Genomic DNA, 21,890 nt, shown 5'->3' on the forward strand with positions numbered 1-21,890 from the left:
AGCTTCAGGGGGTGGCGCCCGTTGTCCCGCGCGGCCGGTGCAGGTCGGCGTTCAGCGCCGCCGCTGACCCAGCCTGGCCAGCCCGACCAGCCCGACCAGTATCAGCAACCAGATCGATGGTTCCGGGATGGCCGACGGGAAGGGCGTGGCGTAGTTGAGGCCGGTGCTGGCGCTGAGCGCCGAGAAGCCGGCCACCGGGTTGCCGGCGGCGTCCTGGACATTCTGGAAACCGCCCCAGGCCAGCGTGTTGCCAAAGTCGGCCAGGCCGTCGGCCTGCGCCATGCCGCCGCGCCCCTGCGTGCCGAAGACGGAGGTGCGCACCTCGCCCTCGATGCTGACCGACATCGTCTGGCCGCCGGAGAAGCTCAGGTTCATGAAATGCATGCCCAGCGCATCGCCGCCACACATGAGCTGCCCGCCGTTGAAGCTGGTGAGGCTGCTGCAGCCACCCGAGAGCGACAGGTCGCCGAGAACGCCGCTGGCGTCGCTCACCACCATGCGCGCGGTCCAGCTCAGGTAGACCTCGGCATTGCCGGGGATGGCGGGGTCGACAGAGCCTGCCACCTGCACCGCGCCGCTCAGCAGGGCATGAACGGAGAAGCCAGCCGTGCCTTGCAGCAGGCCCGCGGTGCCGGGCGCGTTGATGGTGAAGCTGTCGCCGAAGCCGCCGCTGGCGGTGGCATGGGCGGCGAAGGTGCTGAAGTAGAAGGGCTGCGCGTCCTCGATCAGGCCGCGGCCCCGGGCGACCAGGTGGACGCCGCCCAGGTCAGCGCGCGCAGTGGCCTGCGAATACACCAGGGTGTGCGACTCGAAAGGTGCGGACGGCGGGATGGGGTCGTAGGGGACGAGCCGCGAGCCCTGGTGTTCGGACTGCGCCTGGACCGGTGCCTGGCCGGCGGCAAAGTCCTTGTGTTCGCCACCGGGGCCGGGCGTGCCGCTGGCCGAGGTACGGGAGACGAAGGTGGCGGCAGCGGCCGGGGCGGCTGCACCGAGTGAGGCGCAGAGAGCGGCCAGCAGCGGCCAGGCCAGACAGAGACGACGCATGGGGGATCCTTCAGATGACCCGCACAGGGGCGTCGGGGTGCGGCGGAACATAGCCCCCGCATCGCCGCCGCGCCAGTCCCGACGTGGGCGTTTCGCCGTTTCTAGGGGGGCGACGCCTGGAGCCGGCCGGCGGCGGTTGGCCAGGCCGAGGCGCTGGTGGGATGGGGCGCCGGCGGCGCTCGGTGGAGCCGCTGCACGGCCTGCAGCGCGGCATCCACCCTGGCGGCCACCGGTTCGGCGGCCGCCGCGCCGCCCGGCGTGTCGGCACCCGGCCAGCCGGGCGGCCCGCCCCAGCTGACGACGTGCGGGACGGCCGCCGCCAGCGCTTCATGCAGGCCGTCATGCACGCGGCCCAGCCAGTGCAGGTTGGGCGGCCAAGGTCGGTCGCTGGGCGGCGCCACAGCGTCGATCAGCCACTGCCGGCGCCGCCAATGCTTGGCGATGGCGCGCAGGCGCACGCCGACGTCGACATGGGCCGGTGCCGCCAGCAGCCAGCAGTGCGGTTTGCGGATGCCGCGCAGCAGGCGCGCGATCTCTTCGGCTTCGTAGCTGTGTGCGGGCGGCCGGCGCGCAGCGGGCGACGGCCACAGCGGGGGCAGCGATGCGCGCGCGCGCTGCAGCAGTTCGGTGCTCGGCGGCTGCGCGGCGTCGGGTTGCAGCACCAGCCCCGTGTCAGCCAGCTCGCGCCACCAGGCCGGGTGACCATCGCTGCGCCAGCCGGCCAGCCAGCAGGCCCAGCGGCGTGAGCCGGCTTCGGCCAGCGCGGCGCGCAAGAGCTGCAGCTGGGCGGCGGTCGGCGGCTCGGCCCAGCCGCCGCGGCCGGGGCCGTGCAGCAGCAGCAGGTCGGCCTGCGGCCACACGCCGTGGCAGCGCAGCAGTGGCTGGCCAGTGCCGGTACTGGCGCGTGGCGGTTCCAGCAGGCGCAGCGGGCCCTGGGCGGTCAGCGCCTGCAGCAGGCGCTCGCGCGGCGCGGTCCAGTCTTCCCAGGCGCAGGGCAGCAGCACCAGCAAGCCGGGGCGCTCGTCGCCAGGCGGGGCCGCCGGCGGCTTGTGCCACTGGCCCAGCGCGCGCGCAAAGGGCCGGTTCAGGCAGCGTGCATCCGGCCGGGCCAGGTGCCACAGGCCGCTGCGGTGCCAGCGCCGCGTGTCGTTCCAGTCGGGCCGGTCCAGCAGGGGGTACAGGCAAACGCCGCGCAGCGGAACGCCCAAGGCGCGGGCGCGCTGCGCCTCGGCCGCGATCTCGTGCAGCCATGCCGCACGGCCCACGCCGATGTGGCCGGTCTCGGCCAGGATCATCGGCCGCCGGTAGCGGCGCCAGACGTCGCCCAGTAAGGCCGACAGCGGCTGGCGGCGCGGGTCGCGCGCGTGCCAGGGCAGGCGTTTCTCGCTGGGCACTTCCCACTGGCTGCTGTGATAGTGGTTCAGGCCCACCCAGTCGAGCGCATCCACGTGGCCACCCAGCTGCGGGTCCATGCGGCCGGTCAGCATGTCCATGGTCTGCCACTGGTAGGCGGTGATGCGCTTGGCCTGCTCACGCTGCTCGGCATCGTTGCCGTCGCAGGGCACGACATGCACGACGGGTTCGATGTGCAGGAAGCGCGCGCCCGGGTCGGCGGCCTTGATGGCGGCCATGCCGGCCAGGGCGGCGCGCACCAGGCGCTGCTTGACGAGGTAGCCGCTGACGCGTGAGTCCTCGGTCATCGGCGCGTGCAGCACGCCGGCGGGCCCCATCTCGTTGGTCGCACTGGCCACCCAGGACAGGAAGCTGATCTCGTTGATCGGCGTGTAAAAGCGTGGCGCCGGGCACAGCGGCGCCAGCGTGCGCGCGACGGCGCCGGCAAAGCGGGCGAAGCGCGGGATCAAGGCATCGTCCAGCAGGGTCAGGTCTGGCGGCACCCCGTAGTGCATCAGCGTCCACAGGATGTGCACGCCCTGGCGACGTGCGGCCTCGGCCATGCGCACGGCCCGGTTGAGGTCGAAGCTGCCGTCGGCGCGCTCGGTCAGCCGCCAGCCGATGCTTTCGCGCAAGCAGCGCAGGCCCAGCCGGCGCGCGGCGCGGTAGTCGGCGTCCAGGCGGCGGTCGTGGCCGGTGGCGGCGACCATGTCGAGCGCCTCACCGACGCCGTTCACATGGTCGGCGCCTTCAAAGCCGCCCATCCAGAAGGAGGGCAGCGCGTCGGCGCTCACTGGTGCACCCTTCGGCCTGCGGCCTTGCCTTTCCGACGGATCGGCCAGGCGTTCGCCAGGCACGGCATGCCCTCAGGGCATCCCATGTCCAGGCTCACTCCCGCCGAGCGGGCGCGAGCTTGCTTGGGACGGCCCGGCGCGGCGCTCATGCGTCTTCTGCCAGCGCCTGCTCGACAAGGGCGCACCAGCTGTGGCCGATGAAGATGTGGGCCTCCTGGATGCGCGCCGTGTCGGCATGCGGCACGACCAGGCAGAGGTCGCACAGCGCCCGCATCTCGCCGCCGTCACGGCCGGAAAGGCCGATGGTGGTCAGTCCCAGCTCGCGCGCCTTGTCCAACGCGCGCAGCACATTGGGCGAGCGGCCCGAGGTGGAGATGCCGATGACGCAGTCGCCCGGCTGGGCCAGGCCCTGCAGCTGGCGCGCGAACACGTGCTCGAAGCCGTAGTCGTTGCCGATGCAGGTCAGCGCCGAGGTGTCGGTTGTCAGCGCCAGCGCGGCCAGCGGCCGGCGCTCGTGCTGGAAGCGCCCAGTGAACTCGGCGGCCAGGTGCTGGCAGTCGGCCGCCGAGCCGCCATTGCCCATCAGCAGCAGCTTGCGGCCCCGGCGCAGGGTCTGCGTCATCAGCTCCGCGGCGCGCTCGACGTCGTCCTGCAAGGCATGGATGCGCTCGAACAGCGCGCGGTGCGAGGCCAGTCCGGACGCAAAGATGTTGCGGCGAGCAGGGACGATGACTGAGGGCAGGGCGCTCATGTGACGGCTTCCAGTTCTTCGGGTGTGATGGCGGCGGTACCGAACTTGCCGACGACCAGGCCGGCGGCGCGGTTGGCGGCGCGCACGGCGCTCTCCAGCGGCTCGCCGCGGGCCAGCCAGCAGGTCAGCGCCGCCAGCACGGTGTCGCCCGCGCCGCTGACGTCGTAGACCTCGCGCGCTTCGGTGGGCACATGCAGGCAGCGTCCGCCGCGCGAGTACAAGCTCATGCCGTCCTCGCCGCGGGTCAGCAGCACGTGCTCGATGTCGAGCTGCTGCTGCAGCTCGGCCAGGCGGGCGCAAAGCTCCGCCTCGCTGGCCCAGTCGCCCACGGCCTCGCGCAGCTCGGCCAGATTCGGCTTGAGCAGCCAGGCGCCGCGGTAGGCCGACAGGTCCTTGCGCTTGGGGTCCACCAGCACCAGGCAGCCCTCGGCGCGGCAATGCGCGACGAGGGCCTGCAGCTCGCCGCCCAGCGCGCCCTTGCCGTAGTCGGACAGCAGCAACCAGCGGTGGCGCGCACTCAGCTCGCGCACGCGGGCAGCCAGCTCCTCGACACACTCGGGCGGCGGCGGGCCTTCGACGTCCATGCGCAGCAGCTGCTGGCGCTGGCTGACGAGGCGGATCTTCTGCGTCGTCTGCAGGTGAGCGCTGCGCACGAAATGCTGGGTCAGCCCGGGCTCGTCCAGCAGCTCGACGAGGCAGGCGCCAGCCGTGTCGGTGCCGACCAGGCCGGTCAGCGTGACGGGGCAGCGCAGCCGCGCCAGGTTCAGCGCCACATTGGCCGCGCCGCCGGCCCGCTGGGACTGGCGGTTCAGCTTGAGGATGGGCACCGGCGCCTCGGGCGAGATGCGGTGCACGGCGCCCTCCAGGTAGACGTCCAGCATGCAGTCGCCGACGACCAGCACCTTGGGCGGTGCGCTGAGCTGTGCCGAGAAATTGCCCATGCTCATGCTGCCTCCGCCTCCAGCTGCATCATCAGCCGCGTGCTGGAGTGGCCCGGCAGATAGGGCACGACGACGACACGCCCGCCCCAGGCGCGCACCTGCGGCGTCTCGGGCAGGCTGTCCTCGCTGTAGTCGCCGCCCTTGACGTAGACGTCGGGCCGCAGCTTGTCCAGCAGCGCGGCGGGCGTGGCCTCGTCGAACCAGGTGACCCAGGACACGCAGCCGAGCGCCGCGATGACGAGGCTGCGTTCCTGCAGCTTGCAGTAGGGCCGCATGTCGGTCATGCCGGGCTTGCCCAGGCCGCGCGCCGAAGCGTCGCTGTTGAGCGCCACCACCAGCGTGCTGCCCAGGCGCCGCGCGGCCTCCAGGCAGCTGACATGGCCGACATGCAGCAGGTCGAACACCCCATTGGTGAACACCAGGGGCCGCTCAAGCCAGGGCTCGCGCTCGATCAGCTGGCCCGGGGCGAGGCACTTGAACGCGCTGTTCCAGTGTTGCTGCAAGGGGCGTCTCCTGTGGCGGGGGGTCGGATCCAGGCCGGTGGGCAGCCGGTGTTCCCGGCCAGGGCTTTCTCGACGTAGTCGGCCAGCGCCGTCCAGTTGGAAAAGCTGGCGTCGGCGTTGCGAAGCGGCGAGCGGCGCCAGACGGTTTCGCCGCCGCTGTTGAAGAACAGGCCGCCGGCACCCGCGCGGTGGCCGGCCTCAACGTCGTCCAGCGTGTCGCCCACGATCCACGAGCGCGCCAGGTCCAGCCCGTGTTGCTGCGCCGCGCGGATCAGCATGCCGGGCGCGGGCTTGCGGCAGGGGCAGGCGGGTCGGCCCTCATCGTCGGGGCCGTGCGGGCACATCTCGACGCCGTCGATGCGCACGCCGAATTCCTGCTGCAGTCTTTGCAGCAGCGCTTGCTGCAGTGCATCGAACTGCGCCCGCGTGAAGAAGCCGCGGGCCAGGCCGCTCTGGTTGGTCACGATGACCAGCGCCAGCCCCGCCCGCTGCAGCCGCGCCAGCGCTGCACCCGCGCCGGGCATGAAGCGCAGCAACGCGGGGTCGACGTTGTAGGGAACGTTGTGAACCAGCGTGCCGTCCTTGTCGATGAACAGGCAGGGGCGCAGCGGGCGGGTCACATCCTGGGGCATGAGCATGCCGAGTGGGTCGAGATGGGTGTTCACAAGGGGCTCGTTTGGCAAACTGCATACCCGTCGTGGGCATCGGTATTGCCAAGCGCTGCCGTCCCGACTTGCAGCAGCCCCGATGAGCCAGCTTCGCAATGCGGCCACTGGTCGCGCTCCCCTGCACGTGCTGGAGGTGATCGGCAACGCCATCGTCGGTGGCATGGAAACCTGGGTGGAAAAGCTGATCGAGCACATGCCCCGAACGCAGGTGCGCTTCACGGCCGTCTGCCCGGCCGACGGCGCGTTCGCTGACCGGCTGCGCGCGCTTGGCGTGGACGTGCACATGATGTCCATGGCCGACAGCCCACCCTGGGACAGCATCCAGGCCACCGCCGCGCTCGTGCGATTCACCGACGTGGACCTGCTGCATGCCCATCTGCCGCGCGCCCATGTGTTGGCGGGCATCGTCGGGCGGCTGACGTCGCGGCCGGTGCTGGCCACCGTGCATGGCCGGCAGCCGACCGTGCTGGACCTGGAAGTGCACCGCCTGGTGGACAGCCACGTGAGCACGGTCTGCTGGCCCAGCTACTACAGTGCGCTCGGACTTGGCGTCAGCGCCGAGCGGCTGAGCTGCGAGACCAATGGTGTCGACCTGCACGCCTTCCGGCCGCAGCGCCGCGGCGCCAGCGCGCTGCGATCCGCGCTCGGCCTGGCCCCGCAGGCTGCCGTGGTCGGCTTTGTCGGCCGGCTGTCGCCCGAGAAAGGGCCGGACGTTTTCGTTCGCATGGTGCAGCGGCTGCCGCCCGATGTGCATGGCGTCGTCATCGGCGACGGTCCGATGCGCGCCCAGCTCGGCCAGCTTGGCGAAGCGCTGGGCCTGCAGCAGCGCCTGCACCTCCTGGGTCTGCGCGAAGACGTGGCAAACCTCTACAAGGAGCTCGATGTCGTCGTGTCCAGCTCGCATTCGGAGGCCATGCCGCTGGCGCTGATGGAGGCCATGGCCAGCGGCCTGCCGGTCGTGGCGACGCGCGTGGGCGGCGTGCCGGCGCTGATCGAGCAGGGGCGCAGCGGCTGGTTGGTGGCACCGGGGGACTTCGACGACATGGCCGGCCGCTGCGCCGCGCTGGTTGCCGACCCGGCGTTGCGCCGGCGCATGGGCGAATGCGGCCGCCAGCGTGCCGAGGCGCGCTTCGACCTCGCCGACAGCGTGGCCGCGGTGGGCCGACTGATGCAGCGGCTGGTGCATGGCGACGACGCGATGGCGCTGGCCATGCCACCTGCCGCCAGGGCCACCGCCTAAGCAGCGAGGCGCGCCGTCCTGAAGGTGATGGACCAGCGCAGCGCCTCCACCGGCGCCACGCTGTGCTGCCAGGCCCAGCGCGCGCGGCCCCGCAGCGCGTAGATGGAGCGCGGCTCGACGCGCAACCGGACGATGTCCTCGCGCCGCGGCCGCTCGGGCGGGTAGGGGCGCAGGCGCAGCAGGGCCTCGCTGCCCAGAGACACGCCGAACACGTCCTCGAAGTCCGGCACATCGCGGTGCCAGCCCAGCGGTGTGCCGGGGCAGTATTCGGCGACCAGCCCATGCACCAGGGCGGCAGCATCAAGGCCCGCCCATTGCGCCACGCGCTCGCGCAGCGGCTGCAGTTCCTCGATCAGCTCGGCGGAAGGCAGCAGCGCGTTGGCGTCGTAGTCGAAGCTGCCGCCGTAGCTGACCACGCGGCGGCGCGCGGTGTAACCCTTGTATTGCGCCTCCTGCAAAGGCAGGCCCTGCACCAGCGCGATCAGTGCCGCTTCCTCGTCGGTGCCCAGAAAGCCCGTCTCATAGCGCAGGCCATCGGGCAGCGCGCCGGGCGAGGGCGGCAGGTCGTCAAACAGCGATGGCTGTTCCATGTCAGGCGCGCTTGGCCGCCCGCGCGCGCTTGGGCTTGCCCACCTTGATCTCGGCCCACACCGGCGCGTGGTCGCTCGCGCTTTCGCGGCCGCGCTCCTCCCGGTCAACGCCAGCGCTGAGCACGGTCACCGCGGCGCTGACCAGGATGTGGTCGATGCGCAGGCCGGCGTCGCGCTCCCAGGCGCGGCGGCGGTAGTCCCAGAAGGTGAACGGCACCTGGCCGGGGTGGGTGGCCTTGATGGCGTCGGTCCAGCCCTGGCTCAGCACGTCGGCGAAGGCGGCACGCGGCTCGGGCTGCAGCAGCGCGTCGTCGCGCCAGCTGTCGGGCTTGTAGATGTCGGCATCGGTCGGCACGACATTCCAGTCGCCCAGCAGCACGACCGGCTGGCCCGAGGCCCACAGCGCCGCCGCCCGCTGGCGCAGTCGCTCGAACCAGCGCAGCTTGTAGTCGAACTTCGGGCCCGGCTGCGGGTTGCCATTGGGCAGGTAGAGGCCGGCGAACAGCACGCCGTTGATGGCGGCCTCCACATAGCGCGCTTCCTTGTCCTTGGCGTCGCCGGGCAGGGCGGTGACGACCGGCAGCAGGTCGTGGCCGCGGGCCAGCAGGGCCACGCCGTTCCAGGTGCGCTGGCCGACCACGACCGACGCATAGCCCGCGGCCTGGAGCGCCGCGGTCGGGAAGGCCTCGGTCGGGGCCTTCAGCTCCTGCAGCGCGACCACATCGGGTTGCGTGCGCGCCAGCCAGTCCAGCAGCAGTTCGGCTCTGCGGCCGATGCTGTTGATGTTCCAGCTGGCGACGCGCACGGCTCAGCGCCGGTTGCTGCCTTGAAGATGCGCCTCGACGGCCGCAGCATCGCTGCCGACCGCCTTCACCGCGGCGCGAAGCTCGTCGGGTGTGACGCCGAACTTCTTGCTCCAGTCCTTCACTTCGTAGTCCTGCTCCAGGCTGATGCGCTTGCGGTCCTGGCCGCCGGACTGGCCTTTGTCGTCGGACATGTCGTCTCCTTCGTGGGGTTGCGGGTGTCTCGCATGGTGGCCTGTTGCGGTGCGGCAGTCGCGCCGGACAAGCGCTCGGGCGCGCGCAGTCCTAAACCTACGTTTGAGATGACCCTGGCGGGTGCCGCCGACGCGGCGCCTCGAAGGTTCACGCTCGCCCCGCGCTAGTCGCGACCACGCGCAGGGACCGCGCTCTCAAGGCGTCCAGCCCAGCCTGCGCCGCGATTCGCCCCGCCTCGATCAGCGCCTCGATGCGCGGCGTCGAGTAGTCGAACTGGCCCGAGATGTTGTCGTGCGGTTCTGGTGCACGGGTGATGTCAATGTGGTGCGTGACGTCCAGTGGTTCGGCCAGCTTGTCGGCCAGCATCAGCTGCAGCGAGCGGTCCAGCAGTTCCTGCGACGTGCGTGGTGCCCTGCCGGCGTTGCGGCAAAACTGACCGATGGTGACCAGCTGCAGCGGCTCTTCCGCGGTGATGCGCCCCCCGTCGCGCAGCGCGTTCACCAGCGGGGCGACGGGGGAGCGGCGGTTGACCTCGCCGTCGCAGTACAGCCGCCCTTCGATGGTGACCGGCTCGAACATCAGCGGGATGGCCGCGCTGGCGCTGAGCTGCACCGCATCCACCGGCGCGTCGGCGCTGCTGAAAAGGCGCAGCGCGCCACTGAGCACATCGGTCGCCGCGACAGCCAGCACCGGCGCGCTGGCGTCGCTGACATAGCCGTCACCGACGATGCGTTCGAACATACTCCGCATGCGCTGCTGCGAGTAGAGCGGCAACGCGACGCGGCGCAGGCCGGCCAGCGGATGCCAGTTCTGGTAGAGCGGCGCGAACAGCGCGGGGTTGCCCAGCGCAAAGCCCGTCCACCAGCCCGACCATGCCCGCATCTCGTCCGTCATGGGCGGCACGCTGGGCAGAGGCACCGCAATGTCGCGGCGCCAGAGGCGGTCCAGCGCCGCAGCGCCCAGGTCGTCGTGCTCATCCTGCGCATGGCAGGCGACCACCGCGCTGTTGAGTGCGCCGATCGACGCGCCGGCCACGGCGACCAGCTCGTGCCCCTGCCGGCGCAGCCAGGGCGCGACGACCTGCCAGGCGCCGCAGCCGAAGGCGCCGAGCGGGCCGCCACCCTGAAAGACGACGGCCGTTTTCATGCCGCTCAACCGGGGATGTCCTGCGGCGCCGCCGCCTCGTCCTCGGACGCCTGGCGCTCGGGCGCGTCGGGCGCGTCATCCACCGACGCGTCGTTGGCCGCCCCGCGGGCGTCGCCATCCGCATTGGCGTCGCCATGCGCATGGGCCACGGCGGCCGCGGCCGTCAACGGCACAGCCATGGCACCGGCCATGGCGCCGGCGATGTTGCCGGCCACCTGGGCCACACCCATCGCGACGGTCTGCGTCAGCTTTCCGCCGGCATCGAGGAAATGGGCGGCCGCATCGACGCGGCCGTGGCCGGGCGGGTTCGGGTCAAGTTCGCTCATGTCGATTTCTCCTGGTTCACATCATTCGGTCGGCCACGCCGGCGTCCGCCAGCGTCAGCCGGCCCACCAGCTCGGTGAGGGTGCGCAGGTGCAGGGCCTCCTGCTGCACGGCGATCTCGAATCGCTCGGCCAGCGCGTCGTGGCCGGCGCTGCGGGCCAGGCGGCCCAGCAGGTCCCAGCTGGCGTTGTCGATCAGCTCGGCATCGAGCATGACGTGCAGCGATTGCAGCAGCGAGGTGCGCGGGTCGTTCATGGCCTGCACCAGGCCCATGCTCTCGGTGCCGACCAGATCGGCGCTTGGCGTCTGCGCGGTCGGGTCGCCGCCGAGATCGACAAGGGCGCTGGCCACCAGCTCGAAATGCTGGGCCTCCTGGTCGCGAAAGCGCTGCAGCATCGCGATCTCGCCATCGCCCAGCACGCCCATCGCTGTGCGGCATTTGACGAGCAGCCCGTCGTAGAGCCGCACGCCGCCGCGCTCAAAGGCCAGCCGCTCGCCGAGCTTGTCCATCAGCACCTGCGGGCGCTTGCCGGTCAGCATGTCGACGCCGGACTTGGCCACGCCGGTCAACGTGGCCGGCATTGGCACGGAGCCCAGGCCGTCGGCCTCGCTGGCATAGCTCTCGCGCAGCTGCGCATCGGCCAGATCGCCGCGCACATCGGCCGAGAGCAGTTCGGCGTCGACATCGGTCGGCTCGATGGCGTCAGCAATCTCGTCAGCGCCGTGGCGCATCGCGGCCGTGTCCATCGGCGACATCTGGATGCCGGTTCGGTTGTGGCCCAGGTGGGTTCTCGTGTCCATGGTGATTCCTTTCGTTGGGTATTCAGTGTTCCGGGCCGAGCGCCGGGCCGCTCCCAAGCCGGCCCGTCAGGCGATGTGTGAGCGGGGCCCCCGCGAGCATCGCCATCCCCTCGGGGGATCGGTCAGACTCGCCCGCGTTCAGCGCGGCGAGGCTGGGCGAGGGGCTCCATTCATGCCGCTCGCTTGAGCTCGGTGCCGGGGCGCCAGCGGTAGCCATCGGCGACCTGCTCGGTGGGCGAGCCGTCGGCGTTCAGTTGCTCGCGGTAGTCGATGGAGCGCTGCGGCTCCTGCGACTTGTCGACGAACTGCTTGCCGTCGGCGCGCAGGTCCACCTCCTGGGCCAGCACCTTGCGCACGAACTCGCGTTGCGACTCGATGGGGATGGGGTCGGGCAGCACGCTCGGCAGGATCTCCGCGACGTCGCGGCCGTCGTGCTTCTGGAAGTGCTCGATGGCCACATGCAGCTGGCCCAGCTCGTAGTCCAGGAAGCGCTCCCACACCGCCTTCAGCCGCGGGTTGGTCTCCTGCTCGGCGCAGCCGTGGTAGTTGTAGACCTCGGTGGCCTCGTGCAGCACCCACTTCTCCAGTCAGCCTTCGCTCGGATCGATGATGGATTCGTACTGCGTGGTGTGCTGCTCCTCGATGGAGGCGATCTCCGCGTACAGCAGCCGCGCCATCGGGTCGCTGAACAGCGGGCCCACATTCATGTAGTAGTTATGCGTCTGCTGCTCGGCGGCCATGATGGTCAGCGCGTGCAGCTTGGACAGCGGATGCACCGCCGTGCGGTCGTAGGGTTCGCGCAGATCGTCCAGCGGGTCGCGGTGCTCCACGATGGTGGGCCGGCCGGGCAGGATGTCGGTGTAGCTCTGCAGGATGTTGTTGGCGTCCTTGCCTTCGAGCCGGTCAAGCAGCGCCGAGTAGCGGTACATGTGGTCGAAATCTTCCAGCAGGCCGAAGCGGTAGACCTGGGCCAGGTATTCATCGGGCTCGCGCAGCGCGACGCCGGCGGTCACGTCGATGGCGACCTGTTCGTAGGCGATGGTTGTCTCCAGCGGCGAGTGGTCGGCGCCGATCAGCCAGTTCACCGTCGTGGCCTGGTGCTGCTCCACGCGGCGCAGCTGGGCCAGCACCGGCTGAAGCTCCTTGTTCATGCGTGCGCAGCCGTGCGAGAAGCGCAGCGCCTCCATCTCCAGGCCGTTGAGCAAGATGATGTGCACGCGCGAGTAGGCGTCGTCATCGAGCTTGCTGATCGGCTTGCCGACCATGTCGCGCCAGGTGAAGCGCTGGCGGTCGAGCGGCGTGCCGCGGTTGTCCATGATGTTCAGTCCCATTGCAGGTTCTCCTTGGTTCGGGCCTCTGGACCGCATGCCGGAAGGGCCGACGGCCATGCGCGCTTTAAGGCAACGAGCGCGCCTGTCAGACAGCGCGTTGAGGGCCTCGCCGGAGCGTCTGGCGGTCGACGAGATTCAAAGCATCAGAAGATTGCTGCGTCGATTTGCCCGCGCATCTCGCCCACGCGCTGACCGGCTCCTGATACGACCGATCGATTCAGCTTTTTTGAACATGTAGGTTTTGCCGAACAAAACGCGGCGTGCCGGCTGCGGCCTCGCATGTCGCTCGCGCGGCGCACGCGTTCTTTTCTAGGGGACGCTGCGCCGCGATGTGGTGCACCGCTGCGCCAGGACCGGGCACCGCCGTTGCTACAGGGGGGTGTCGGCAGATGCCGATTAACTTTCAGGAGATCCACATGTCCCAGCAAAACCGCAACGAGAACCAGCGCAACGAGCAGTCCGGCTCCAACCAGCAGGGCGGCCAGCGTCAGGAAGGCGGCTCCAACCAGCAAGAGCAGCAACGCGGCAGCCAGGGCCAGCAAGGCGGCCAGCGCGAGCAGGGCTCCAACCAGCAGGAGCAGCAGCGCGGCAACCAGGGCCAGCAAGGTGGTCAGCGCGAGCAGGGCTCGAACCAGCAGTCGCAACAGCGCGACAGCAACCAGAACCAGCAGGGTTCGCAGCGCAATGAAGGCTCCAACCGCCAAGGCGGCCAGCGTTAATTGGCTGAGTGCGGCCCGGCTGGCGCCGGGCCGCTTTTCTCTTTTACCTCTTCGTGTGCATGAGGTGGCCTGCTCATGGCCGACAAGCTTCGCTTCGAACCCGACGACCTGCTGCAGGAACAGCTCATCACCGACGTCCACGTCGTCCCGACCCGGCCGCTGGCCGTCTGCGCGATCAAGTCGATCAACACCAATTCCAGGCAGTACGAAGGCCCGCTGTGGACCTTCGCACTCGATACGGGCGAGGCCCGGTGCTTCACCCGAGGCGATGCCCTGGTCGAATCGCCACGCTGGTCGCACGACGGCAAGACCATCGCCTTCCTGGCGGACCGCGAGGAGCCCGGTACGCCCCAGGTCCATTTGATTCCCTTCGACGGCGGCGAGTCCCGCCAGCTCACCCATCTGGCACGCGGCGCGACGGCGATCTGCTGGCGGCCGCAAGGCGACAAGCTGCTGGTGGTGGGCTATGCCACTGTCGACCCCGACGAGCGGGCTGCGGGCTGTGATCGCCAGGACGGCGCCGTGGCCGAGGCGCCCGACAAGGACGCGCCGCAGGTCTGCTGGCGCCTGCCGTACAAGATGGACGGCACGGGCTACACGCTGGACACGCGCCAGCATCTCTTCCTCATCGACGTGCAGACCGGCGCGAGCACGCAGCTCACCAGTGGCGACTTCGACGTGTTGTCGGCCGATTGGTCACCCGACGGCAAGCGGCTGTGCTACTGCCGCAGGCGCACCGAGGCGGGCAAGGAGCATTGCTCCGACATCTGGCTGATGGAGCTGGATGGGGACCAACCGGGTGAAGCGCGGCGACTGAGCTTCGACCAGGCCAACTCCGCCGCGCCGGCCTGGTCACCGGACGGGCGCTGGATCGTCTTCAGCGGCAGCCTCGACGAGGGCGACGCGCAGATGCGGATGTGGCTGATCGATGTCGAACAGGCCAGGGTCGAGCCGCTGGGCGACGAGGGCATCGAGGTGATGCCGGGCGACCTGCACTGGCGCCGCGATGGCAGCGAGGTGGCCTTCATCCAGGTCGTGCGCGGCCTGCAGCATGCCGCCGCCGTCGCCGTGCCCGGTGGCGAAACGCGCGCGATTGCCGACGGTGAGCGACACATCGGCAAGCTGGTGGCCAACGACTATGTGGTGTACAGCAGTGAGACGGCCGCATCGCCGCTGGCGCTGTTCTGCAACCGCTGGGAGGGCGGCGAAGAGCGCCAGCTCAGCCACTTCAACGACTGGTGGCAGGACCGCGAGATGCCCCAAGTCGAGTACCGCCGCTTCGAGGTGCCCGACGGCGATGGCGGCACGGAGCAAATCGACGGCTGGCTGCTGACGCCCGGGGCGGCAGACGCCACCCGGCCCGGCCCGCTGCTGGTGGACGTGCATGGCGGCCCGGCAGCCTATGTGCAGCTGAAGTTCTCGACGCATCCTTACTGGCAGGGGCTGTGCGCGCGCGGCTGGTCGGTGCTGGCGTTGAACCCCGTCGGGTCGAGTAGTTATGGCCGCAAGTTCTCCGCGCGGCTGCGCGAGCGCTGGGGCGAGCTGGACCTGCCGCAGCACCTGGCAGCGATCAAGCAACTGCGCTGCGACGGCCTGGCGGACGACTGCATCGCCATCACCGGCTCGTCCTATGGCGGCTACCTCAGCGCCTATGCCATCGGCCACAGCGACCTGTTCCGCGTGGCTGTCGTGTGCGCGCCGGTGGCCAACATGGAGTCGCACTTCGGCACGTCCGACAGCGGCTACTACGCCGATGCCTATTCGACCGATGGCGAGCCCGACGAGCAGCGCGAGCTGATGGGGCGCCTGTCGCCGATGACGACCATCGAGAAGGTGCGCACGCCGACGCTGTTCCTGCAAGGCGCCGACGACGAGCGCTGCCCGCGTGGCCAGTCCGAGGAGCTGTTCGTCAAGCTGCGCCGCGCCGGTGGCACGCCGGCGGAAATGGTCCTCTACCCCGGCGGCAGCCACCATGTCTTCGGCGAAGGCAAGGTCGCCCACCGGCTGGACATCCAGCACCGCATCGTCGACTGGCTGGAACGCTGGATCGACGAGCCGCTGCCCGAGCCGAAATCGGACAGGCAGTCCGGCGGCAAGACTGACGACGGCAAGTAAGGCCGGACGGCCGGGCCCGCTCAGCGGTCTCCGTCGCGTGCCAGCACGCCGTCGGCCAGCAGCTGGCGCAGATGCTCCAGGCTGATGTCGCGCTGCTGCGCGGCACCGCCGGCGTCGGTCCAGCGCAGGGTGGCGGTCTGCTCGGACTGCTCGATGCAGCAGGGCCCGGCGGGCACCACCACGTCGTCGAGCTTCACCGCCTGATGCAGGCGTGCGTCGCAGGGTGCGGAGCGCGGCCGGCCCTGGCCGTCGTCGCAAGGCTGGCCCACGGGCTTGCAGCCGCCCGGCTCAAGCGTCCAGTCGATGCTGTCGCGAGGGGTGGTGTGGGGCTCGTGCACATGGGCGGCGGCGCTGATGGCGGGCGGGTCGCTGGCGGGAAAGGTGTCGTCCAGCGCGGTGTCCAACAGGTCTTGGTAGCTGGGCAACTTGGCTTCGGGGCGGGCGGCGCGGCCGCTGGTGCGCTCGTCCTCCTTGGCGATCTGGTCGGGCTGCAACATGTCGGTCTCCTCGGACGAGGATTGCCGGCAAGTGCCGTACCGGCCGCTAGCGGCGCCGCCGCCGGATCAGCGCCGCGCCGGCCACCACATCAGCGTTCCCCAGGCCAGGAAGAGCAGGTCCGCGGGCAAGGGGTTGGTGGCGCCGTCCATCACGTGGTGCAGTTGCAGCAGGTGGTGGTCGATCACGCCTTCAACGAGGTTGAACAAGCCCCAGCCCAGCAGCGCGCCGCCGCACAGCACGCGGCCCGACCAGACCGCGTCGTCGCGCCGGCCGGCGCGGAACAACAGGCCCACGCCGGCGACGGTCATCAGCCACACGGCGGCGTGGAAGACGCCGTCCCAGAACATGTTGATCTTGGCGTCGACCAGGTTGTCGGGCGGCAGCCGCGCCGACAGCATGTTGTGCCACTGCAGCAGCTGGTGGAAGACGATGCCGTCGAAGAAGCCGCCCAGCCCGGCGCCAAGCAGCAAGCCGGCGGCCAGCAGCGGTGATCGGCGTTGGGTGTTGATCATGGCTTTCTTCCGGCAATGAGGATGCCGGCGGCAACGAGCACCATCACGGCGACTGGTGCGGCGAGCCCGAGCAGGGCGGTCCACGAGAACTCCGCGGCGATGCGCGCGAAGACCAGCGGCCGGCACGAGCCGCAGGCAAGGGCTGCGCCCGGCAGCGCGAGCAGGCAGGGCAGCAGCCGGTTCATGTTGAAACGCCGCGCTGGCGCGCCCGCAGGCTGCGCCAGGCCTCGTGCAGGAAGGGCAGGCCGTTGAGCAGCAGCGCCGCCGTCAATGTCGCTGCCGTGTAGACGGGGTGCGGCGGCGTGGCCTTCAGGCGCAGCGACCAGTCGGGCGCTTCGCCCGCCAGGCCGAGCAGCGCCTGGGCCTGGCCCGGCGACAGCGCCATCAGCCCCGCCAGCCCGGCCCAGGGCAGCACATGCTGGAAGCCGTGCACCCATTGCTCGATGGCCGGGATGCGCCGCCGCGCCAGCGCCACGCGCAGGTCCAGCGCATACGTGGCCTCATGCAGCAACAGGGCCAGCGCAATCAACACGAACAGCCCGGCCGTGGGCTGCAGGAACAGCGCCGCCAGCAGCGCCGTGCCCAGCTCGGCCAGCATCAGCAGATGCAGCAGCGATTCGCTCAACCCGGCGTTCAGCTCGATGCGCTCGTGGCGATGGCAGGCCCAGTCCAGCGCGCCGGCCAGCACGAGCGCGGGCGTCCAGACGAAGGCCAGCAAGGCCTGGACGAGAGCGGCGCTGTCGTCCATGTCAGACCGGCTTGGCGACCATCAGCCAGAACACGACGACCAGCGCGAGGAAGGCCGGCACGCCCAGCGCCGTCCAGACCTTGAGCATGCGGAAGTACTGCGGCGGCAGCGGCAGGCCGGCCTGGGCCGCCGCCTGCGCCATGCCGCGCATGCGGATCTGCAGCCACACCACCGGCAGCCAGCACACGCCGGCCAGCACGTAGAGGGCGAAGGACCAGACGATCCACTTCGACGTCAGCGGGATGCCCACCAGGTGGGCCAGGTAAAGGCCGCTGAGCGGCTGGAAGACGATGGTTGTCGTCGTGAACAGCCAGTCGGCCCAGACGACCTGGCGCACGACGATGGCCGTGGCCGCCGGCTGACGGCTCAGGCTGGTGAAGAACATGTAGTAGGCCGAGCCCAGGCCAGTGCCGAACAGCACGGTCGACGACAAGATGTGCAGCCATTTGACGATGAGGTATTCCATGCCGCTCGCTCCTCATCGCTCGCCGCGGCGCGGCTCGAGCTGCCAAAGCAGCAGCAGCAGCGCCAGCATCGGCAGGTTCTTGGTCATGGGGCCATAGGGGTGCAGCCAGAACTCGGGCAGGCTCACGCTGATGACCACGCTGTAGAACAGGATCAACCCGGCCTGCGTCAGCCATAGCCAGCGGCGCGAGCGCATCGGCCACAGCGTCAGCAGGCCGAGCAACAGGTCCAGCGCGACGGCACCCCACAGCGCGGCCGGCTGCAGTTCTGCGGGCACACCGGCGCGGCCCAGCAGTTGATGGCTCAGCTCGACCGGATAGAGGCCGGCCGACACGGCCGCCGTGGCCAGCCACACCGCCGCCAGCGACAGGCGCAGCAGCGGCAGCAGCCAGGCCAGCTGGGCCTGCGTGCGCACGGCGGCGCGCTGCTCGTTCGGGATGAAGGCCGAGGCCGGGCGCGGCGAGCGGCCGAGCAGGCGGGCGACCAGCGTGGCGTCGCCGGTGTTGCCGTGTTGCAGCATGGCCCAGGCGGCACGGTTGAACAGCGAGCGCGGCTGGTGGTCGCCCAGCCAGGCGGCAACCGCCATCAGCCAGGCCGGCAGGGGCAGCACCAGCGCGCCGGGCGCAAAGCCCATGCCGCGGCGCAGGGCCAGCAGGTAGTCCTGCAGCATCAGCGGCCGCGGGCCGACCAGCGGCACGCGGCGGCCGCGCAGGTCGCCGCCCGGCCACTCGACCAGCGCGTGCAGCGCATCGACCGCGTCGTCGACATGGATGGGCTGGATGCGCTGCCTGCCACCCGCCGGCAGCGGCACGACGGGCAGGCAGGCCAGTGTCAGCAGGCGCCGCGCACTGAGGCCATCGGGCGCGAACACCAGCGAGGGCTGGGCGACGCAGCCATCCAGCGGCAGGGCGAGCAGATGGCGGTCGGCTCCATATTTGCTGCGCAGGAACTCGGTCTCGGCCTGCGCGTCGGCGCCCAGCGCGGAGACCTGCACGACGCGCCGCACGCCCGCACTGGCGCAGGCATCGAACAGCGCCTGCGGGCCGCGCGTGTGCACGGCGGCAAAGCTGGCCGCGCCGCTCTCACGGAAGATGCCGACGAGGTTGACCACAACGTCCACACCCTGCAGGTGCAGCACCCAGACGGCGGCCGGCGTCGCGGCGAAGTCCAGCTTCAGCCAGCCGCAGCGGCCATGCTCGATGCGCGGGGCGCTGCGCCCGGCGCAAACCACCTGGTGGCCGGCCGCGAGCAGCTGTCGCAACAGCCGGCCGCCGAGGAAACCGGTGGCGCCGGTCAGCATGATCTTCATGCCGTTTGCGTGGCAAGCCGCATGCCCTGGGAGCGACGTTTGCCAGCCGTGGCGATACCGAACTGCGGGAGCCGTGATGAAGCCTCTGTTGACCCACCTGGCCGGGCGTCTGCTCGTCAGCGACCTGTTGTCCAGCAGCCTGTCGGCCGCCGTGCTGGCCTGGCGCGGGCGCGCCGAGACCGGCAGCGCCGCCGCGCCGTTGAACGCGGTCAGCCACTGGCTTTGGCCGCGCAAGGCCTTGCAGCAAAACGACGTGTCGGCCCGCTACACGCTGACCGGCACCGGCGTGCACTTCGGCGCCGCGTTGTTGTGGAGCGGCCTGTACGAGAGCCTGCGCAAGCGCCGCGAGGAGCGCGGCACGGCGACGGCCACCACGGCGGTGGCCGATGCTGTGGTCGTGAGCTCGGTGGCAGCCGTCGTCGACCTGGCCTGCGTGCCGGACCGGCTGACGCCCGGCTTCGAGAAGCGCATCTCCAACCGCAGCCTGGTGATGGTCTACACCGCGTTTGCTGCCGGGCTGGCGCTGAGCGGCCTGGCGGCGCTGAGGCGCTGAATCAGCGCCGGCGCAGGTAGTCGACGAAGTCGAAGCGCTGGCCGTTGGCGCTGGTGTGCGCTTCGCGCAGCGCCTCGGCGAACTGCTCGCGCGGCCAGGCGGGGAAGTGCCGATCCGCGTCGGGGAAGGCTGCGTCCACTTCCGTCAACGCAAGCTTGTCGGCCAGCGGCAGGGCCAATGCGTAGATGTCGGCGCCGCCGATGACGCAGACTTCCGCGTCGTCGCAGGCGGCCAGCGCCGCATCGAGCGTGCTGAACACCTCGGCGCCGGGCAGCTCGCTGACCGAGCGGCTGACGACGAGGTTGCGGCGCCCCGGCAGCGGGCGGAACTTGGCCGGCAGTGATTCCCAGGTCTTGCGGCCCATGACGACGGGCTTGCCGGTGGTCAGCGCCTTGAAGCGCGCCATGTCCTCGGGGATGCGCCACAGCAGCGCGTTGTCGCGGCCAATGGCGCCGTCTTTCGCAACGGCGGCGACGAGGGTGATCGAACTCATACCGCGACGGGCGCCTTGATCGCGGGATGCGGGTCGTAGCCGCTGAGCTCGAAGTCCTCGTACTCGTAGTCGAAGATGGACGCCGGCCGGCGCTTGATCGTCATGGTCGGATAGTGCCGCGCATCGCGGGCCAGCTGGGTCTGCACCTGTTCCACGTGGTTGTCGTAGATGTGGCAGTCGCCGCCGGTCCAGATGAAGTCGCCGAGCTGCAGGTCGCATTGCTGGGCCAGCATCATGGTCAGCAGCGCATAACTCGCGATGTTGAAGGGCACACCCAGGAAGATGTCGGCGCTGCGCTGGTAGAGCTGGCAGGAAAGTTTGCCGTCCGCCACATAGAACTGGAAGAACGCGTGGTTTTGTGGTGCAGGCGTCCAACGAACCGTTTCAGTACACATGTGCAAGGCGGGAGCGGTCACGGTGGAACTTGTGCCGCAGTCTGCTGTACCTCGACTCCAAGGGACATGACCGCGAGATTGACGTAGTGCCGTAGTGTATCTAGTTCTTCATGACCTGCTACGTCCAAAACAAATCTTAGTATAGTTGCTATGTGCAATTCATCCAATTTGCCGGTGGCTTGGAGTTCACGGACTTTGCGCATTGTGAGTTGATAAAGATAATATGCTCGCGCGCGGTGAAGGTGAGAATCAATTCCTGCGAGTGCAAAGAAATTCGCAAAGAGCTTGCTAATCCATTGTTGACTTAACCTTCTGCCGTGTACGCTCAAGAAAATGTTTTTGTCGAGAGCGGATGCTTTGTAGTCGTCAGATTCAAAGTATTCGCGCGTGTCGGTTAGGAGGGAGAGAGGCGGTAACACCGTTCGAATCTTTCCCCCTTTTCCGTTTACTTTCATTTTTGCGACGCCTTCACGGAAGGTAGCTATCTTGGCCCAGCTCGGAAATGAAGTTCTAGTCAATGTCAGAATTTCGCTGTTTCTAAGTCCGACTTCCTTTGCCCATCGCCAGATAAGCATATCGCGAGCAGCATGAGCCTTCCCATGCGCTGCAATCATTTGTGCCACTTGCTCGATTTCCTTGGTGGAGGGAGGGTCTAGGTAAGGTTCTTTCTTTACACGTAGATTTGCGTTCTTTGGGGATATTCCGCCCTCCGCGCATTCCTCTTTCCACGTGCCGACGTACTTGTCGAACTGCTTATTAACGTATGCCCAGCGCAGAAGCATAAATAAGCAATTCAATTTGCTCTTTGTAGTCTTGCTCCTATTTCCTTTTGCCGCGTCCGCGTTTCGCCAGATTCTGATATCTGAGATGGTTGATTCCCTCCAGCCCTTTCTGGAGCATTCTTCGTAAATGTGTTTAAAATATGAATTGACTGTGACCGCGTAGGCGCCTACCGTAGATTCGCCCACTTTCCCTGCCACAAGAAGGTGGCGAAACCAGTTGTTCACGGTATGGTCAGGTTTTCCGTCAATGGAAAATTGGAGTGGTATTAGAAAGCTCGCGCCTTCTATCTTCGCCGGGTGCGTTGGAAATATCAGCTTCGGACTGTATGTTTTGTATGAGATGATATTAGGCGCTTGGGTTTGTGCCGATATCGCTGACGAGTTTGAGACCTTTGTTTCCATCGTTTATCTGCCTTAATAGGTCAGTGAGCCGCCTATCCAGTGATTCTTCCTTTTGTACCGAACGCTTCAAGTCATCTCGCGAGGTTTGAAGCTCGGCGAGTAGTTCTTGGTAGCTCGCGGCTATTGCGTCGCGCTCTCGAGTTAATTCCACTACTTGGAGTTTGAGTAAATTGCAGGAATCCGCCGTTGGCCTAGCGTCTCCTCCTGGCCGGCCCGCGCGGAGGCGTTTGCACCTTTTGACAAGCCCATCCGCCCGTGCAAGTTCGCGAACGACGTCGTCTCTTCCAAGCTTGCGCTGCTGGGTGGTCGACACCGAACTCTTGCTTCCAATCAGTGCAATGCCCAGGTCCGCTGCAGTCCATACTCTGTACTCCGC

The 21,890-nt window shown here is 69.0% G+C and carries 24 protein-coding genes and 2 pseudogenes; 4 read left to right on the plus strand and 22 right to left on the minus strand.

The genetic code is table 11. The features are described 5' to 3' along the window. Window positions 1–51: 51 nt before the first annotated feature. The 6 genes from ASC81_RS18455 to ASC81_RS18480 form a co-directional block, all read right to left on the minus strand. Window positions 52–1,044 (minus strand): PEP-CTERM sorting domain-containing protein, encoded by a 993-nt coding sequence (locus ASC81_RS18455; protein ID WP_056270260.1) that lies wholly within the window; start codon window positions 1,042–1,044, stop codon window positions 52–54. Between the two features lie 101 nt (window positions 1,045–1,145). Continuing rightward, entirely contained in the window at window positions 1,146–3,230 is a 2,085-nt protein-coding gene (locus ASC81_RS18460; protein ID WP_056914146.1) for a hypothetical protein, read from the minus strand. Between the two features lie 145 nt (window positions 3,231–3,375). Beyond that, window positions 3,376–3,981 carry a D-sedoheptulose 7-phosphate isomerase gene (locus ASC81_RS18465; protein ID WP_056270264.1) on the minus strand — a complete coding sequence of 202 codons (606 nt, stop codon included), beginning with the start codon at window positions 3,979–3,981 and terminating at the stop codon, window positions 3,376–3,378. Next, entirely contained in the window at window positions 3,978–4,928 is a 951-nt protein-coding gene (rfaE1, locus tag ASC81_RS18470; RefSeq protein ID WP_156392273.1) for a D-glycero-beta-D-manno-heptose-7-phosphate kinase, read from the minus strand. The genes ASC81_RS18465 and rfaE1 overlap by 4 nt, the downstream gene beginning before the upstream one ends. Beyond that, window positions 4,925–5,425 (minus strand): adenylyltransferase/cytidyltransferase family protein, encoded by a 501-nt coding sequence (locus tag ASC81_RS18475; protein WP_235533706.1) that lies wholly within the window; start codon window positions 5,423–5,425, stop codon window positions 4,925–4,927. Before ASC81_RS18475 ends, rfaE1 begins: the two co-directional genes overlap by 4 nt. Beyond that, window positions 5,374–6,090: an HAD-IIIA family hydrolase gene (locus ASC81_RS18480; protein ID WP_200946907.1), complete on the minus strand. Its 717-nt coding sequence runs from the start codon at window positions 6,088–6,090 to the stop codon at window positions 5,374–5,376. The genes ASC81_RS18475 and ASC81_RS18480 overlap by 52 nt, the downstream gene beginning before the upstream one ends. Before the next feature lie 82 nt (window positions 6,091–6,172). Here ASC81_RS18480 and ASC81_RS18485 point away from each other — a divergent pair, with 82 nt between their 5' ends. Then, the gene (locus ASC81_RS18485) at window positions 6,173–7,333 is read left to right on the plus strand and encodes a glycosyltransferase (RefSeq protein WP_056270269.1); all 1,161 of its coding nucleotides are present in this window, start codon (window positions 6,173–6,175) and stop codon (window positions 7,331–7,333) included. On the opposite strand, the gene ASC81_RS18490 is transcribed toward ASC81_RS18485, so the two are convergent. The 7 genes and pseudogenes from ASC81_RS18490 to ASC81_RS18520 all read right to left on the minus strand — a co-directional run bounded on the left by ASC81_RS18490 (window position 7,330) and on the right by ASC81_RS18520 (window position 12,523). Continuing rightward, complete coding sequence (locus ASC81_RS18490) at window positions 7,330–7,923, minus strand: alpha-ketoglutarate-dependent dioxygenase AlkB (RefSeq protein WP_056270272.1); 594 nt, start codon at window positions 7,921–7,923, stop codon at window positions 7,330–7,332. The two genes, ASC81_RS18485 and ASC81_RS18490, sit on opposite strands and share 4 nt — an antisense overlap. A 1-nt stretch (window position 7,924) precedes the next feature. Next, entirely contained in the window at window positions 7,925–8,728 is an 804-nt protein-coding gene (locus tag ASC81_RS18495; protein ID WP_056270273.1) for an exodeoxyribonuclease III, read from the minus strand. Window positions 8,729–8,731: 3 nt separating this feature from the next. Next, on the minus strand, window positions 8,732–8,920 hold the full coding sequence (locus ASC81_RS18500; RefSeq protein WP_056270277.1) for a DUF3606 domain-containing protein: 189 nt from the start codon (window positions 8,918–8,920) through the stop codon (window positions 8,732–8,734). A gap of 148 nt (window positions 8,921–9,068) precedes the next feature. Continuing rightward, entirely contained in the window at window positions 9,069–10,067 is a 999-nt protein-coding gene (locus tag ASC81_RS18505; RefSeq protein WP_056270280.1) for a patatin-like phospholipase family protein, read from the minus strand. A 5-nt stretch (window positions 10,068–10,072) separates the two neighbouring features. Beyond that, window positions 10,073–10,393, minus strand: coding sequence for a hypothetical protein (locus tag ASC81_RS18510; RefSeq protein ID WP_056270284.1), 321 nt, complete (start codon window positions 10,391–10,393; stop codon window positions 10,073–10,075). Between the two features lie 16 nt (window positions 10,394–10,409). Next, on the minus strand, window positions 10,410–11,192 hold the full coding sequence (locus tag ASC81_RS18515) for a ferritin-like domain-containing protein (protein ID WP_056270287.1): 783 nt from the start codon (window positions 11,190–11,192) through the stop codon (window positions 10,410–10,412). 170 nt (window positions 11,193–11,362) lie between these two features. Beyond that, a pseudogene (locus tag ASC81_RS18520) lies at window positions 11,363–12,523 on the minus strand (hypothetical protein). 416 nt (window positions 12,524–12,939) lie between these two features. Between ASC81_RS18520 and ASC81_RS18525 the strand changes: the two are divergent. Beyond that, window positions 12,940–13,242, plus strand: a complete 303-nt coding sequence (locus ASC81_RS18525) for a hypothetical protein (RefSeq protein WP_056270288.1) — start codon at window positions 12,940–12,942, stop codon at window positions 13,240–13,242. A 75-nt stretch (window positions 13,243–13,317) separates the two neighbouring features. Next, window positions 13,318–15,357 carry a S9 family peptidase gene (locus ASC81_RS18530; RefSeq protein WP_082536638.1) on the plus strand — a complete coding sequence of 680 codons (2,040 nt, stop codon included), beginning with the start codon at window positions 13,318–13,320 and terminating at the stop codon, window positions 15,355–15,357. Window positions 15,358–15,377: 20 nt separating this feature from the next. On the opposite strand, the gene ASC81_RS18535 is transcribed toward ASC81_RS18530, so the two are convergent. The 6 genes from ASC81_RS18535 to ASC81_RS18560 form a co-directional block, all read right to left on the minus strand. Further along, entirely contained in the window at window positions 15,378–15,854 is a 477-nt protein-coding gene (locus ASC81_RS18535) for a hypothetical protein (protein WP_056270292.1), read from the minus strand. 66 nt (window positions 15,855–15,920) lie between these two features. Then, the gene (locus ASC81_RS18540) at window positions 15,921–16,367 is read right to left on the minus strand and encodes a DUF2243 domain-containing protein (protein ID WP_056270294.1); all 447 of its coding nucleotides are present in this window, start codon (window positions 16,365–16,367) and stop codon (window positions 15,921–15,923) included. Continuing rightward, window positions 16,364–16,552 (minus strand): hypothetical protein, encoded by a 189-nt coding sequence (locus ASC81_RS18545; protein ID WP_056270297.1) that lies wholly within the window; start codon window positions 16,550–16,552, stop codon window positions 16,364–16,366. Before ASC81_RS18545 ends, ASC81_RS18540 begins: the two co-directional genes overlap by 4 nt. Beyond that, window positions 16,549–17,115 carry a hypothetical protein gene (locus tag ASC81_RS18550; RefSeq protein WP_056270299.1) on the minus strand — a complete coding sequence of 189 codons (567 nt, stop codon included), beginning with the start codon at window positions 17,113–17,115 and terminating at the stop codon, window positions 16,549–16,551. Before ASC81_RS18550 ends, ASC81_RS18545 begins: the two co-directional genes overlap by 4 nt. Before the next feature lies 1 nt (window position 17,116). Continuing rightward, window positions 17,117–17,581, minus strand: coding sequence for a DUF2269 domain-containing protein (locus tag ASC81_RS18555; protein ID WP_056270302.1), 465 nt, complete (start codon window positions 17,579–17,581; stop codon window positions 17,117–17,119). Between the two features lie 12 nt (window positions 17,582–17,593). Beyond that, window positions 17,594–18,889, minus strand: coding sequence for an SDR family oxidoreductase (locus tag ASC81_RS18560; RefSeq protein WP_056270305.1), 1,296 nt, complete (start codon window positions 18,887–18,889; stop codon window positions 17,594–17,596). Between the two features lie 76 nt (window positions 18,890–18,965). Here ASC81_RS18560 and ASC81_RS18565 point away from each other — a divergent pair, with 76 nt between their 5' ends. Further along, window positions 18,966–19,442, plus strand: coding sequence for a hypothetical protein (locus tag ASC81_RS18565; protein WP_056270308.1), 477 nt, complete (start codon window positions 18,966–18,968; stop codon window positions 19,440–19,442). A 1-nt stretch (window position 19,443) separates the two neighbouring features. On the opposite strand, the gene ASC81_RS18570 is transcribed toward ASC81_RS18565, so the two are convergent. The 3 genes and pseudogenes from ASC81_RS18570 to ASC81_RS26660 form a co-directional block, all read right to left on the minus strand. Next, window positions 19,444–19,935 (minus strand): dihydrofolate reductase, encoded by a 492-nt coding sequence (locus ASC81_RS18570; RefSeq protein ID WP_056270311.1) that lies wholly within the window; start codon window positions 19,933–19,935, stop codon window positions 19,444–19,446. Beyond that, window positions 19,932–20,288, minus strand: a pseudogene (gene thyA, locus ASC81_RS18575) (thymidylate synthase); the annotation flags it as partial. The gene ASC81_RS18570 and the pseudogene thyA, both read right to left, overlap by 4 nt. A gap of 59 nt (window positions 20,289–20,347) precedes the next feature. Next, window positions 20,348–21,514: a tyrosine-type recombinase/integrase gene (locus ASC81_RS26660; RefSeq protein ID WP_082536639.1), complete on the minus strand. Its 1,167-nt coding sequence runs from the start codon at window positions 21,512–21,514 to the stop codon at window positions 20,348–20,350. Between the last annotated feature and the right edge of the window lie 376 nt (window positions 21,515–21,890).

The sequence above is a fragment of the Pelomonas sp. Root405 genome, assembly GCF_001425165.1.
In the GTDB taxonomy this organism is placed as follows: domain Bacteria; phylum Pseudomonadota; class Gammaproteobacteria; order Burkholderiales; family Burkholderiaceae_C; genus Pelomonas.